This window comes from Streptomyces sp. HP-A2021, assembly GCF_022807935.1.
Taxonomy (GTDB): Bacteria; Actinomycetota; Actinomycetes; order Streptomycetales; family Streptomycetaceae; genus Streptomyces; species Streptomyces afghaniensis.
The window spans coordinates 9,346,811-9,360,543 of record NZ_CP094344.1; the positions used below are offsets into that span (position 1 = coordinate 9,346,811).

Annotated in this window: 10 protein-coding genes and 2 pseudogenes; 5 read left to right on the forward strand and 7 right to left on the reverse strand. The window is 68.2% G+C overall.

What is annotated here, in order from left to right:
• Window positions 1-29 precede the first annotated feature (29 nt).
• From MQE23_RS42070 to MQE23_RS42085, 4 genes are all read left to right on the forward strand, one after another.
• Window positions 30-1,202: an epoxide hydrolase family protein gene (locus MQE23_RS42070; RefSeq protein ID WP_243382065.1), complete on the forward strand. Its 1,173-nt coding sequence runs from the start codon at window positions 30-32 to the stop codon at window positions 1,200-1,202.
• A 322-nt stretch (window positions 1,203-1,524) separates the two neighbouring features.
• On the forward strand, window positions 1,525-1,716 hold the full coding sequence (locus MQE23_RS42075) for a hypothetical protein (protein WP_243382067.1): 192 nt from the start codon (window positions 1,525-1,527) through the stop codon (window positions 1,714-1,716).
• Window positions 1,713-3,125: an MFS transporter gene (locus MQE23_RS42080; RefSeq protein ID WP_243382069.1), complete on the forward strand. Its 1,413-nt coding sequence runs from the start codon at window positions 1,713-1,715 to the stop codon at window positions 3,123-3,125. The genes MQE23_RS42075 and MQE23_RS42080 overlap by 4 nt, the downstream gene beginning before the upstream one ends.
• Window positions 3,122-4,345 carry an FAD-dependent monooxygenase gene (locus MQE23_RS42085; RefSeq protein ID WP_243382071.1) on the forward strand — a complete coding sequence of 408 codons (1,224 nt, stop codon included), beginning with the start codon at window positions 3,122-3,124 and terminating at the stop codon, window positions 4,343-4,345. The genes MQE23_RS42080 and MQE23_RS42085 overlap by 4 nt, the downstream gene beginning before the upstream one ends.
• Window positions 4,346-4,439: 94 nt before the next feature.
• On the opposite strand, the gene MQE23_RS42090 is transcribed toward MQE23_RS42085, so the two are convergent.
• The 7 genes and pseudogenes from MQE23_RS42090 to MQE23_RS42120 form a co-directional block, all read right to left on the reverse strand.
• Complete coding sequence (locus tag MQE23_RS42090; RefSeq protein ID WP_037669325.1) at window positions 4,440-5,132, reverse strand: response regulator transcription factor; 693 nt, start codon at window positions 5,130-5,132, stop codon at window positions 4,440-4,442.
• Complete coding sequence (locus MQE23_RS42095) at window positions 5,129-6,457, reverse strand: histidine kinase (RefSeq protein WP_243382073.1); 1,329 nt, start codon at window positions 6,455-6,457, stop codon at window positions 5,129-5,131. The genes MQE23_RS42090 and MQE23_RS42095 overlap by 4 nt, the downstream gene beginning before the upstream one ends.
• Before the next feature lie 7 nt (window positions 6,458-6,464).
• A pseudogene (locus MQE23_RS43715) lies at window positions 6,465-7,170 on the reverse strand (MMPL family transporter); the annotation flags it as partial.
• 368 nt (window positions 7,171-7,538) lie between these two features.
• Window positions 7,539-7,729: pseudogene (locus tag MQE23_RS42105) on the reverse strand (DUF3291 domain-containing protein); the annotation flags it as partial.
• Window positions 7,730-7,991: 262 nt separating this feature from the next.
• On the reverse strand, window positions 7,992-8,963 hold the full coding sequence (locus tag MQE23_RS42110) for an ABC transporter substrate-binding protein (RefSeq protein WP_243382076.1): 972 nt from the start codon (window positions 8,961-8,963) through the stop codon (window positions 7,992-7,994).
• Between the two features lie 62 nt (window positions 8,964-9,025).
• Window positions 9,026-9,829, reverse strand: a complete 804-nt coding sequence (locus MQE23_RS42115; RefSeq protein WP_020272740.1) for a formylglycine-generating enzyme family protein — start codon at window positions 9,827-9,829, stop codon at window positions 9,026-9,028.
• 86 nt (window positions 9,830-9,915) lie between these two features.
• Window positions 9,916-12,276, reverse strand: a complete 2,361-nt coding sequence (locus tag MQE23_RS42120; RefSeq protein ID WP_037669320.1) for an arylsulfatase — start codon at window positions 12,274-12,276, stop codon at window positions 9,916-9,918.
• A 361-nt stretch (window positions 12,277-12,637) separates the two neighbouring features.
• Between MQE23_RS42120 and MQE23_RS42125 the strand changes: the two genes are divergently transcribed.
• Window positions 12,638-13,555: a LysR substrate-binding domain-containing protein gene (locus tag MQE23_RS42125; protein WP_020272738.1), complete on the forward strand. Its 918-nt coding sequence runs from the start codon at window positions 12,638-12,640 to the stop codon at window positions 13,553-13,555.
• Window positions 13,556-13,733: the final 178 nt, after the last annotated feature.

Genomic DNA, 13,733 nt, shown 5'->3' on the forward strand with positions numbered 1-13,733 from the left:
AGCCGCTTCCACAATGGCCAGGAGGTCTCATGCCCCGTCGAACCAGCGACGTGCAAGCATTTGAAGCCCACGCAACTGACGCTGACCTCGACGATCTGCGCGCTCGACTGGCCGCGGCCCGACTACCGGAGGCCGAGACGGTCTGTCGCGCCGCGCCCGGCCCTCGCCGATGGGAACAGGGCGTTCCTCTCGCCGACCTCGTCCATGTCGTGAACTACTGGCGCACCGAGTACAACTGGCGGTCGTTCGAAGAGCGCCTCAACCGCATGGGCCAGTTCCGCACGACCATTGACGATCTGGGAATCCACTTCCTGCACCGCCGATCCGCGCGCGCCGATGCCACTCCTCTGATCATGACGCACGGCTGGCCAGACAGCATTGCTCGGTTCGTCGATGTAGTGGACGAGCTGGCAGATCCGAAAGATGCAGACGCTCCGGCGTTCCACGTCGTGGTCCCGTCGCTACCAGGCTTTGGTTACAGCGACAAGCCGGCCACCACCGGGTGGGGAACCGAAAGGATCGCGGCCGCATGGGTGGAACTGATGGGAAGGCTCGGCTACAGCACGTTCGTAGCCCACGGCGGCGACTGGGGAGGAAATATCACCACGGTCCTCGGCGGCAGGTTCCCGGCGCACGTTCTCGGTATCCACACCACGTTCGCGGAGGGACCGCCCGGGTTGACAACGGACGGGCTGACGTCGGTCGAGCGCAAGTGGACCGAGGAAACCCGCGACTTCTGGCGCCACCGCGCGGCGTACGCGAAGCAGCAGGCGACCCGACCGCAGACCATCGGCTACTCGCTCGTCGACTCACCGGTCGGGCTTCTCGCCTGGATCCTCGACAAGTTCGCCGAGTGGTCAGACACCGAAGACAGCCCGTTCGAGACGATTTCCAAAGACAGGGTTCTTGACGACGTCACCCTGTATTGGCTGACCCGGACCGGCGCTTCGGCGGCCCGCATCTACTACGAAAGCCACAACTCTCTGGACCCCGAACTGCGGGTCGACGTCCCGTCAGCACTCACCATGTATCCCCGCGACGTCGAGAAGTGTCCGCGCCCCTGGGCACAGGAGCGGTACCGACAGATCGTCCGATGGAGGACGCCCGAGAGTGGGGGACACTTCCCGTCGCTGGAGGTCCCCGAGTATTTCGTCAAAGATCTGCAAGAAGGCCTCGCGGCAGTGCTGGCCGCCAATCGGTAAAGCGGCCTGAAAGCCCCAGACGTTGGCGCATTCTGCGAGTGCCTGCGGGCCGTCGCCGTCTCGGATCGGCCACGGCCGCCGAGTCCAGCTGCTGCTCGACGCTCCGTGCTTCGGACGGCCGGTGTGGATCCAATTCAGGCCCCGCTCCGGCCCAAGTCGGCCTGTAGTGCGTACGCACCAGGACACGTGACTGGCTGGTCCGGGTGCACCAGGGAAAGACGGTGACGGGGGGTGATGCCCGCCACGGCGCTGGAGCGGAGGGTTGGAGGCGCGTGAAATCTCGCGCATTCCCCTTGCCTAGCGGTGTCTGGAGTGATCAGCGATGGCAACTTGCCTTGACCGGATCGGACAGTGGGCTTTCCGGCGGCGCAGGCTCGTGGGCGGCCTGTGGCTGGGTGCCCTGGTGCTGGCCGTCGCAGCCGCCGCCATGGCGCCGGCCGGGGAGGAAGAGGACCTCTCCACGCCCGCCACCGAGTCGCAGAAGGCGTACGACCTGCTGGACGAGCGCCGGTGAAAACGACGTCCGTACCCGAAGCCGTGGTCTCTCCGGTCCGCATCGGTTGGCTGTCGATCAGCGCCCTCGGCATCCTGGCGCTCGCTCTCGGCACCCTGCAGTCAGTGGTGGAGCCTGCGCTCCCGCTGCTGCAACATGAGCTCGGGATCAGTCCTGCCGAAGGAGCTTTGATCGGCAACGCATTACTCATCACCGGCGCGGTCATCACCCCCGTCGCGGGCAAACTCGGCGACCGCTACGGCGGAAAACGGGTGCTGGTCCGGCTGATGGCCGTGGTCTCCGCCGGTGGTCTGATGGCCGGCCTGGCGCCGAACCTGCCGGTCTTGTTGCTCGGTCAGGTATTGCAGGGCGTCATGGTGGGTGCGCTGCCCCTCTCCTTCATCCTGGTGCGCAAACACCTCACGGCAGGACAGTCGCAAGCGGCGATCGGGCTGGTCGTCGCGCTGTTCACGGGCGGCAGCATGGTGGGAATGGTGTTTGCCGGGCCGATCGCGGAAGGCCTGTCCTGGCAGTGGATGTTCGCGCTGCCGACGATCGCGATCATCGCCACGACGTTGGTCGTGACTCGGCTGCTGCCGCATGATCCGCCGATCCAATCAGGCGACGGGATCGACTGGCCTGGCACGGTTCTGCTGAGTGGCACGTTGCTCGCGTTCATGCTCGGGCTCGTGACGGTGACGAGGGACGGCGGCGTGCCGCCACTCGCGGTCGGTGCCATGGCGGTGGCCGTGGCCGCCCTCGCGACCGGATGGGTCGTCGTCGAGCGCCGGGCAGCCTCGCCGATGGTCGATCTGCGCATGCTGGCAAAGCCCGCGATGTGGAACGCATGCGTGCTCACCTTCGTCATCACCGCCAGCTCCGGGATGGTGCTCTTTCTCCTCCCACAGCTGTTCGCGGTATCGGCCGACGGCTACGGCTTCGGAGCCGGCACCACCGATATCGGACTGTTCCTGCTGCCCGGCGCCATCGCCGGGGCGGTCAGCGATTCGGTCGGCGGGATCGCGGCGCGGCGTTTCGGTCCGCGCGCGGTGGTCATCGTGGGCACCGTCGTCACGGCGACCACGATGATCGCCCTGGCGTCGCTGCACACTGCGGAATGGCAACTCGTCCTCGCGAAGGTGCTGACCGCGTTCGCCGCGGGCGTCGGTACCACGGCGTTGCTTGCCGGCACCGCCACCGCCATCGAGACCAAGGACATCGGCATCGCCACCAGCTTGCTCGTGGTCACTCGCGTGATCGGCGTCGCCCTGGGCGCCCAGGTCGGCGGCGCGATCCTCGACGCCGGGGCCGAGCCGACGACGGGCCGGCCGACTGATTCGGCCTTCGCCACAGGGTTCGCCGTGGCGGGCCTCGTCGCCGCGTTGTCACTTCTCGTTGTCCGTATGACGAAAAAAGGAGTCCAGGCATGACACCGGCCGGCCTGTCGATGGGTGTGGGTACTACCGCGAAGCGCAATGTTCTGATCTCCGGGGCAAGTATCGCCGGACCCGCACTGGCGTACTGGCTGCACCGGTCCGGATTCGCGGTCACCGTGGTGGAGAAGGCAGGCGCACTGCGCGACGGTGGTTACCCGATCGACGTCCGCGGTACCGCGCTGGAGGTGGTCCGGCGGATGGGGATACTGCCGCAATTGCAGGACGCGCACATCGACTCGCGGCGCTGCACTTTCCTCAACGCCGATGGCAGTGAAGTGGCCTCGCTCACCCCGCGTGCCGTTGCAGGCGGGGTCGAAGGACAGGACCTCGAGGTACATCGTGGGGAACTGACCGCGATCCTCTACACGATGGTGCGCGACGACGTGGAATTCCTCTTCAACGACTCCATCGACACCCTCGACCAGTCCGGACAAGGGGTCGACGTCACTCTCCGCAGTGGGCAACGGCGCACGTTCGACCTGGTGGTCGGCGCCGACGGTATGCACTCACATACCCGGGAGTCCCTGTTCGGCCCAGAAGACCAATTCCACCGCTACCTCGGCTACTGCTTCGCCATATTCACCATGCCGAACACCTTCGGGCTCTCCCGCGAGGTCATGGTGTGGAACACCCAGGGGAAAGCCGCGGCCCTCTACGCCGTCGGGGACAACGACGAGCTGCACGCCCTCCTGAACTTCCACCAACCAGAACCGCCGTTGCATACCCTCCGGCACCCTGACGCCCAGCGGGACCTGGTCGCCACGACCTTCGCAGGCGCGGGATGGGCGGTCCCTGACATGGTCAACGCCATGCGCGACGCGGATGACCTCTTCTTCGACACGGCCGGTCAGATCCGCATGCCCCACTGGTCCAGCGGCCGCGTCGCGCTCGTCGGCGACGCCGCATACGCACCCTCGTTCCTTACCGGACAAGGCACAAGCCTTGCACTGGCCGGTGCCTACATGCTCGCCAACGCCCTGGCCGCGAACCGGGACCACACTGCGGCCTTCGCCGCGTACGAACGCGACATGCGCGAGTTCGTAGCCATAAATCAGGCCCTGGTCGACAACGGTGCGGCCACGCTCTTCCCCACCACAGCGCGAGCCCTGGAGCAACGCAACACCATGCTGCGCGCCCTCGTCACCATGCCCTCGGCGACAGCACGACCGGCCCACTCAGCCCTTACGCTGCCCGAATTCGCCCCGATGCCGTGACTCTCGCCGACTGGAGCGGCGCCGTCCAACTCCGCGGCCGGTGACGCCGAGAGCCTGGGGGCGCCATCGGGGACCGACTGACTCGATCACCGGATTACGACAGGCGATCCGTACCACCGTCGGGGGCGGCGTGGGCCAGGCCCGTCCGGTAGGCGATGACGACGAGTTGAGCCCGGTCGCGGGCCTCCAGTTTCGTCATGGCGCGCTGGACGTGGGCGCGGACGGTGAAAGGGCTGAGGAACATCCGCTCGGCGATCTCCTGGTTGGACAGGCCGGTCGCGACCAGGGCCACCATCTCGCGTTCGCGCGGGGTGAGCACGGCGAGCTGTTCGGCGTGGTGCGGCGTGGCGTTGTCCGGCGTGGCCAGGAAACGGGCGACCAAGGAGCGGGTCGCCGCCGGGGACAGAAGAGTGTCGCCGGCGGCGATCGTACGCACGGCGTCCGCCAGGTCCTCCGCGCCGATGCCCTTGCCGATGAAGCCACCGGCCCCCGCGCGCAGGGCCTGAGCGACGTACTCGTCGGTCTCGTACGTGGTGAGGATCAGGATGCGGCTGGTGCGCAGTTCCGGGTCCGCGCAGATCTCCGACGTGGCGGTGAGACCGTCCACCTCGGGCATACGGATGTCCATGACCACCACGTCCGGGCGCAGCTCCCGGGTGAGTCTCACCGCCTCCCGGCCGTCGCCGGCCTCGCCGACCACGGTGATGTCGCCGGCGCTGTCGAGAAGCATGCGGAAGGCCCCGCGCAGCAGGGCCTGATCGTCGGCGAGGAGCACCCTGAGCGTCACGGCGTGTCCCTGGCCTCTCCGTCGCTCGTCCGTCCGTCGCCTGTCGTTCCGTCAGCCATCCGTCCCTCCCCGTTGGTTGTGGCTTCGTCGGTGCTCCGTGTCGTGTCCTTGACGGGCGGGAGGCGCAGCAGGGCGGAGACGAGGAAACCGCCCTCCGGACGCCTGCCCGCGGAGAGGTGCCCCCCGACTGCGGCGGCACGTTCACGCATCCCGATCAGACCGTGACCGGGCGGACGGTCCGGCAGCGTGGACGCACTCGGTCCCGTGGCCGCGGTCGGCGCCGTACGGGCGTCCCGGCCGTCGTCGGCGACGGTGATGGTCACGCGATCGCGGTTCCAGACGAGGCGGACCCGGGCGCTGCCGGTGCCGGCGTGCTTGGTCACGTTGGTCAGGGCCTCCTGGACGATGCGGTAGGCGGTGAGGTCCACTCCCGGCGGCAGCGGCCTGGCCGTGCCCTCCTGGTGTACCGACACCTCCAGACCTGCGCGGCGGAAGGACTCGAGGAGCGTGGGAAGCCGGGACAGCCCGGGCGCCGGTTCGGCGGGCGTGGCCGCGTCCCCGGACTGACGCAGCAGACCGACCGTGGCCCGCAGGTCGTCGAGCGCGTCGGCGGTGGTTTCGACGAGTTCCTTGAGGCTCTTGCGGGTCTGCTCCGGGCGGGTGTCGAAGAGGTGGGCGGCGACCGTGGCCTGCGCGTTGGCGAGGGTGATCTGATGGGCCACCAGGTCGTGCAGTTCCCGGGCGATGCGCACCCGTTCCTCGGCCACTCTCCGGCGCGCCTCGCTGTCCCGGCTCTCCTCGGCCCGCCGGGCCCGCTCCTCCACGGCCCCCAGGTAGGCCCGCCGGTTGCGCACCGAGTGACCGAGTACGCCGGCCACCAGCGGGAACACCGCCACCACTCCCATCCTGCTCGCGTCCTTCCACGAGAGATCCCCGGACAAGGAGATGGAGGCGACCAGAGCCACGGAAGCGAGCAACACCGCGCTCGCCGCGCGCCGTTCGGTGCGCGCGGTGAGTGAGTAGGAGTAGGCGGTGATCACAGCGGGGGCCACGATGAGCGGGGTGAGGAGGAGGCCCAGGGGCGTGACCAGCACGCCGACCGCGGTCGTGGCCGCCAAGGCGGCCAGGGGTGTCCTGTGCCGCACAGGCAGCACGGCACAGGACACCACGGCGATGATGTAGGCGGCGGCACGCGGCGCTGACAGCGTGTCGTCGACCTGCATCACCCCGCCGAGCAGACAGAACGCGAACGCCGTCGCCGTGAGCGCCGCCTCCCGCCACCACGCGCCGCGTGGTCGCGGGCCACCGCTCCCCGTGTTCGTCATGGCCAGCTCAGCCCCCGCCGACCGGGAGCCGCCGCTCCGCTGCGTCCGGTCCGGTTGCCGAAGCCGGGACTCGCCTGCTCCGTGCCTCACCCTCGATGTCGATATTCGGCAGCACACAGTCAGGATACGAGGCAGCCACCGGGCCCGGTGGCCGAGCAGCGCCAGGACCGCGGGTGCGATCGCCATCCGCCCACGAAGGCGTCGAAGGCGACGGCGACGGCCAGACCGGCGCCCATCGTCTGGATGGTCGGACTGTGCATCCCGATGAACCCGGCGAACACGCGATCATCGTGCCGGTCACCAGGACGGCGGCGCCCGTCCCCGCCTCGGCGCCGGAGACCGAGCCCCGGATCGCGTGCACCAGGTCCTTGGTCTCGCCGCTGTTCGGCGCGGTCCGCGGAACGGCGGTGAGGACGGCCGTGTCCTTGGTCCGGCTGAGAACCGGCTCACCGACGGACGCGACGCCGTCCACTCCCCGTACGGTCTTGGCGACCAGGTCCGTGGTGGCCCGGGTGTCCTCGGACTCCGACGTGTCCACGACCACGGTCAACTGGCCGTTGAAGCCGGGGCCGAAGCCTTCCGACAGCAGGTCGTAGGCACGGCGCTGGGGTGGTCTCCACCGACTTGGACTCGTCTCCGGGCAGCCCGAGTTCCAGGCTCAGTGCCGGTAGGGCGACGGCGCCGAGACCGAGTACGGCGATCACCAGCACGGCCGCACATCTTGGTCAGTGCGGGGATCCCGACGACCCCCAGCCCTACCAGGGCGATTGTCAGCCGGTCAGGCAGGGTCCAGGTTTTCAGCAGCCAGCGCCCGCCGCTGCGCCAGAAGGCGTTGATGACGCCGAACTCTGTCCCCGGCCGGCCGGCGTCGCACTTCTCGTCCTTAGTGGTCGGCTCCGACAATCCTTCGGGGCTGCCTGTGGAGCCTCGTGTTGTGTGTGTTGCGGGGTCAGATGCCGGGGCCGGTGAGGTAGAGGGCGAAGCCCAGATACTGGCGGATCCGCCGCAGCGTAGACGCATCTGTTCGCCGTCATTCAACTCGAGGCGTCTGACAGCGAATCCAGTCGTTCAGGCTTCCTCGTCAGCGAACCTGGTCGCTCCTCGGCCCGATGCCATTGACCCTGGTCGGAGTTCCCTCCGGGGCGAACGAGTGGTGGAAGGTGAAGACGTGCGGTGCGGAGCCGTGGTCGTGGAGGTGTTCCAGCCTGGAAACCCCGTCCTCACGCCGTCGGAGACCCACCAGATCACGTAATTTGGGTGCTCTGTCCTCTCGAGCTTCCGCACGCGCGAGATACCCGGGGTTGCTGACTGATCTTCCGGTAGAGCGCAGTGCTCGCCGTGACGAATACGGGCCTTGCTCTCGTCATCATGGTCCACAGCACCGAACCCACCGGGACCAGGGGACCGGCCGGCGATCACTTTGCGGCGCGTGCTGCCGTAACTGTGCGGTCAAGCGGGTGCCCAACTCGGTCGTCAAAAACCGATGTTGGCCACTCGCCTGCCTTCGTGAAGCCCGGAATGTGGAACTACTGGTCTAGCCGAGCCAGGCCTTGACCTTGTCCGGGTTCGCCTCGATCCACTTCTTCGCCGCCGCCTCCGGTGTCATCTTGTCGAGCGCGATGTACTTGGCGACGGTGTTCTGGTCGTCGTTGGCCCACGTGAAGTTCTTCACCAGCTTGTAGCCAGGGCTGCCCGACTTGGCGAACTTCGTGCTGACGATCTTGTCGAGGTCGAACACGGGGTAGTCGCAGGCGACCTTCGCCTTGTCCGCGTCGCAGCCTTCCGTGTGCTTGGGCAGGTCGACCTTGACCAGCGGTACCTCGGACAGGAACCACTGCGGCTCGTAGAAGTAGCCGATCACCCACTTCTTGTTCTTCTCGGCGTCCCGGAAGGCCTGGATCAGGGCGGTCTCACTGCCCGCGTACACCACCTTGAAGTTCAGCTCGAGGTTCTTCGCCAGGGCCTCGTCATTGGTCTGGTACGACGGGTCGCCGTCGAGGAGCTGGCCCTTGCCGCCCGACTCGGAGGTCTTGAAGTTGGCGGCGTACTTGCCGAGGTTCTTCCAGCTGGTGATGTCCGGGTACTTCTTCGCGATCCACGGTGGGATGTACCAGCCGATGATGCCCTTGTTGCCGGTCGAGCCGAGGTTCACGGCGATCTTCTGCTGATCGATGTACTTCTTCTTCAGGTCCTCGTGGCCCCAGTTCTCCACGATGGCGTCGACCTCTCCCGTCTCGAAGCCCTGCCAGCTGATCTCCGCCTTCAGATCCTTCGTGACGACCTTGCAGCCGAGTTCCTTCTCCGCGACGTACTTGATGACCGCCGCGTTGGCCTCGTAGCCCACCCACGGGTTGACCGCGAGGTTGAAGGTGCCGCACTTGCCCGAACTGCCGGCGTCAGCGGCGGAGTCGTCGCCGATCTTCGCCCCACTGCAGGCGGTCAGGGTGAGACCGAGTACGGCCATCCCCGTCGCGCCGGAACGCCAGTTTCCTGTTCGTATTGCCATGGTGCTGCTCCTTGTGCGCCGGGCGCCTCGCGCCGTTGCCGGGGTAATGGGGTCGAAAGAGGTCACGGCATGTCCAGGACGCACCGGAATCCCACGTTGCCGGTTGCCGAGTCCGGGAAGAGGCCCTGCCGCGCGGCGACCCGATATCGGCGGCAGTAGGACGCGTGGCACAGGTAGGAGCCGCCCTTGGCGACGCGCTCCTGTCCGGTTGGAGAGGGAGAGAAGCGGTCCTCGCACCATTCCCAGACATTGCCGGTGGCGTTGTACAGGCCGAAGCCGTTGGGCTCGTACGCATCGACGGGGCAGGTGCCGTACCAGCCGTCGGCAGTGGGGTGGCGGTGGGGGAAGTCGCCCTGCCACACGTTCATGCGGGGACGCCCGCCGGGCTCGAACTCGTCACCCCAGGGAAACACCTTGGCGTGCAGCCCTCCTCGGGCGGCGCGTTCCCATTCCGCCTCGGTGGGCAGGCGTTTGCCGGCCCAGGCGGCGTAGGCGCGGGCGTCGTCCCAGTCGATGTGGACGACGGGATGATCCGGCCGGTCCGCCCAGGTGGAGTGCGGTCCGTCGGGACGGCGCCAGTCGGCGCCCTCGACCTGCCGCCACCAGGGCGCCGCCGCCACTGCCCGGGTGGGCGGGAAGTCGTCCGGGAGCAGCCCGGCGAAGACGAACGACCAGCCGGTGCGCTCGGCCGAGGTGCGGTAGCCGGTGTCAGTGGCGAAGCGCGCGAACTGGGCGTTGGACACCGTGCAGGCGTCGATCCGGAAGGCGTCGACATACACCGTGCGCACCGGGCCTTCCCCGTCGGCCGGGTAGGAGAGCGCGTGCTGGCTGCCCATGAGGAACCGGCCGGCGGGGACGGCCACCATACCCTCGGTGACCGCCGGGCGTACCGTGGACTGCCGGAGTGGCGACGGCCGGTCCGCACCGGGACCGCCGGACGGTGCACAGCAGTTCACTGTGCCCCCATGACGCGTCGGTGCAGTCCGCCGTCGAACTCGGACGACTCGGCGCTCTGGGCGTCGAGGTCGATGCGCACCGTGTGGATGGTCCCGGTGAACTCGTTGTCGAGTACGGGATAGTCGTCGGTCACCGGTGTGCCGAGGTCCACGCCGACGTCCAGCGTCTCGTCGAACGAGAAGTAGTACGGGATGGTCTGCTCGACCCGTCCGTTCGCGTGCTTCTCACCGTCCACCAGGAGCGTGGCGTTCCCGCCCTTGCCGAGCCCTCCGCCGTCGTAGTCGAACTCGAGCCGGATCTCGTGCCGTCCCGGTGCCAAGGGCTCGCCCCCGCGCACGGTGTACAGGTTCATGCCGAAGTAGTTGTACGCGTAGGCCGGCCTGCCCTCGGTGAAGTAAAGGGTCCAGCCGCCGAACCGGCCGCCCTGCGCGATGATCACGCCCTCGGCCGCCGTCCGAGACAGCTCGATGTCGGCCGTGATGCTGTGCGAGCGGTTCTTGACGTTGAGTGTGGTCTCCTCGGTGAACCGCCGCATTCCCGCGCGGTAGGTGACGCAGGAGCGGTCGCCGAGCAGATCGATACGGCCGGCCATGGCCGGGTTCTCCCGCTCGGTGACGCGGTCGTCCAGGGGGAAAACCTGATGCTTCGCCGCCTCGATCAGGAACAGGTCCTGCAACCGGCGCAGCCTCTCGGGCTGTTCGGCGGCAAGGTCGTGCGCCTGACTCCAGTCCTTGCTCAGGTCGTAGAGCTCCCACACGTCGTCGGCGAACTTCCGGTCGTTGTCCGGCACCATCTCCCAGGGGATGCCGTGCCGGGTGACCGCCATCCAGCCGTCGTGGTAGATGCCCCGGTTGCCGCACATCTCGAAGTACTGGGTACGGCGATGCTCGGGCGCGTCGGGATCGGCGAGCGTCTGCCGCATGCTCGTGCCCTCGATGGGCTGCTGTGCGACCCCGTCCACGCTGAACGGTGCTGGAATCCCCACGCAGTCCAGGATCGTCGGCAGGACGTCGATCACATGTGAGAACTGGTGCCGCAGCCCTCCGCGCTCGGAGACTCCCCGCGGCCAGTGCAGGATCATGCCGTCCCGGGTGCCGCCGAAATGCGAGGCCACCTGCTTGGTCCACTGGTAGGGAGTGTTCAGCGCCAGTGCCCATCCCGCCGGGGCGATCGGGTAGCTGAGCGGGCCGCCGATCTCGTCGATGTGGTCGATCATCTCGTCCGGGTCGTCCACCACGCCGTGGCCCAGCCGGTGCTCGACGATCGTCCCTTCGAGGCCCCCCTCGCCCGAGGCGCCGTTGTCGCCCAGGATGTAGAGGACGATTGTGTTATCCAGCTCGCCGAGTTCCTCCAGTGCCTCGAGGAACCTGCCGACCTGCACGTCGGCGTGTTCGGTGAAGCCGGCGAACGTCTCCATGAATCTGGCCGCCAGCCGGCGCTGGTTGTCGGTGAGTTCGTCCCAGTGGGGAACACCCTCCGCCCACGGGGCGAGCTCCGTCTCCGGGGGCACGACGCCGAGTTCCCTCTGCCGCTGCAGGGTCACCTCGCGCTGCCGGTCCCAGCCGTGGTCGAACCTTCCGCGGTACTTCTCCTGCCATTCGGGGCCTACGTGCAGCGGTGCGTGCGCGGCGCCGAGCGCGAGGTAGGTGAAGAACGGCCGGCCGGGAGTCAACGTGCGCTGAGTGCGCACCCAGTCGATGGCGTGGTCGACAAGGTCCTCGGACAGGTGGTAACCGTCCTCCGGCCGGCGGTCCGGCTCGACCGGAGTGGTGCCTCGGTACAGCAGCGGGTACCAGTGGTTCATCTCGGCGCCCATGAACCCGTAGAAGGTGTCGAAACCCTCCCCGGTCGGCCAGCGGTCGAACGGCCCGACCGCGCTGATCTCCCGCGGCGGGGTCTGATGCCACTTGCCGAAGGCGGCCGTACTGTAGCCGTTGCCCTGCAGGATCTGGGCCATGGTCGCCGCACTGCGCGGCCTGAATCCGTTGTACCCGGGGGCCGCGGTGGTCATCTCGGTGGTGCCGCCCATGCCCACCGAGTGATGGTTGCGGCCGGTCAGCAGGGCTTGCCGGGTCGGCGAGCACAGCGCCGTCACATGGAAGCGGGTGTAGCGCAGCCCGTTGTCCGCGAGTCGGTCCGCGGCGGGCATCTCGCACGGGCCGCCGAACGCGCTGGAGGTGCCGAACCCGAGGTCGTCGACGAGCACGATCACCACATTCGGGGCACCATCGGGCGGAGGGACCGGGCCGACCGGGGTGAAGGGCGTCTCCTGATCGTGGACGTCCATGGCGGTCGTCAGGGGCGGACGGGTATCCGGCCGCGGAAGTATGTGCCGACCGGCGTCGAACTCAGTCATGTATTTCTCCGATTCATGCCCGGCCGGAAAATGTCACACCCTATTGGCACGGCTGAATTACGGGCGCAATGCAGCTGTGCTTCAGCGGCCTGGAATGCCTCTACGTGCGACGCAGTCAAAGTGTCAGTGGCCTCCGACGGCGGTCAACAAGGCGCCCTGAATGATGGTGAACCGGTTTTCAATGGAGGCAATAGAAAGCTTCTATACCTCCATGGCCCCAGACCGCGGCGGTGAGGACGCCAGATCCACAAACGCCTGGACGACCGGCGACAGCGGGCTCGACCGCCGGACCGGTCGGGCGTGCGCAGAACCAGCGGCACGATTGATGGCGGCATGTTCTGCCGAGCGATAGAACGATTCTATGGAACGTCGCCAAGTCGAGTACTTTCTCGCCGTAGCCGCGCACCGGAGCTTCACCAGCGCCGCCCACACCCTGCGTGTGGCGCAGCCGTCGCTGTCGCACGCGATCCGCCTGCTCGAGCGGGAACTGGGCACCCCTCTCTTCCACCGGCTCGGTCGCGGAGTCATGCTGACTTCGGCGGGCGTGGCGTTCGTGGAGCCGGCCCGGCAGATCATGCGCGATCTGGAGACTGCTCGGTCGGTGGTGCGCACCATCGCCGGACTGGCGGGCGGCACGCTGGACATCGTCGCGCCGACGACGCTGGCGGTCGATCCGCTGGCGGACCTCGCCGGGGCCTTCCGCCGGCGCCATCCCGCGATTGACATCGTCATCGTCGAGCCGCCGCACGCAGCGGCGGTCGCGGACGTGGTGCGTACCGGCGAGTGTGAGTTGGGGCTGGCCGATGTGAGGACGCACGGCACGGCCGTCGAGACCTTGGAGCTGTGCCGGCAGGAGGTGCTGGCGGTGGTGCCACGGTCCGACCGCTTTCCCCAGGCCGGACCGGTGGAGCTCGGTGAGGTGGCCCGGATGGACCTGGTGGCGACCGCGCGCGGCACCGCGACCCGGGCTCTGATGGATCAGGCGCTGGGCGGAGAGGGGCGCAGTCCACGCATCGCGGTGGAGACGGTTCATCAGGCCGCGGTCGTCCCCCTGGTGCTGGCCGGAGCGGGGGCGACGCTACTGCCGCGCTCTCTCGCCGAGGAGGCGGCGCGGCGCGGCGCGGTGGCGCTGGCGCTCCGTCCGCGCCTTGCCCGGCCGGTCTGGCTGATGTGGCGGCGTGGGCCGCTCTCGCCTGCCGCGCAGGCGTTCATCGAGGTGGCCCGCGAGGTCTTCGCGCGCCCGGTGGCAGCGTTGTCGGAGGACGACAAGCCAGAGTGATGTTCTATCCCTTCAAGCGCAAAGTTCTTCCCATTCGCCTCCTTGGCCGCATTGCCCGTTCGGATCGAGCCCGAGAGCCTGGGGCACGCGTCGCGCCGGCGGCCCGTCGGGAACTCCGAAGGGAAAGCCGGAGCCCGTGCACGCCGCAATCGGGATGGCCTCCGACCGGAGCGCGATC

Coding starts and splice junctions, on each gene's coding strand:
- MQE23_RS42070 (WP_243382065.1), top strand. CDS start 30: ATGCCCCGTCGAACCAGCGACGTGCAAGCATTTGAAGCCCACGCAACT.
- MQE23_RS42075 (WP_243382067.1), top strand. CDS start 1,525: ATGGCAACTTGCCTTGACCGGATCGGACAGTGGGCTTTCCGGCGGCGC.
- MQE23_RS42085 (WP_243382071.1), top strand. CDS start 3,122: ATGACACCGGCCGGCCTGTCGATGGGTGTGGGTACTACCGCGAAGCGC.
- MQE23_RS42095 (WP_243382073.1), bottom strand. CDS start 6,457: ATGACGAACACGGGGAGCGGTGGCCCGCGACCACGCGGCGCGTGGTGG.
- MQE23_RS42110 (WP_243382076.1), bottom strand. CDS start 8,963: ATGGCAATACGAACAGGAAACTGGCGTTCCGGCGCGACGGGGATGGCC.
- MQE23_RS42115 (WP_020272740.1), bottom strand. CDS start 9,829: ATGGTGGCCGTCCCCGCCGGCCGGTTCCTCATGGGCAGCCAGCACGCG.
- MQE23_RS42120 (WP_037669320.1), bottom strand. CDS start 12,276: ATGACTGAGTTCGACGCCGGTCGGCACATACTTCCGCGGCCGGATACC.
- MQE23_RS42125 (WP_020272738.1), top strand. CDS start 12,638: ATGGAACGTCGCCAAGTCGAGTACTTTCTCGCCGTAGCCGCGCACCGG.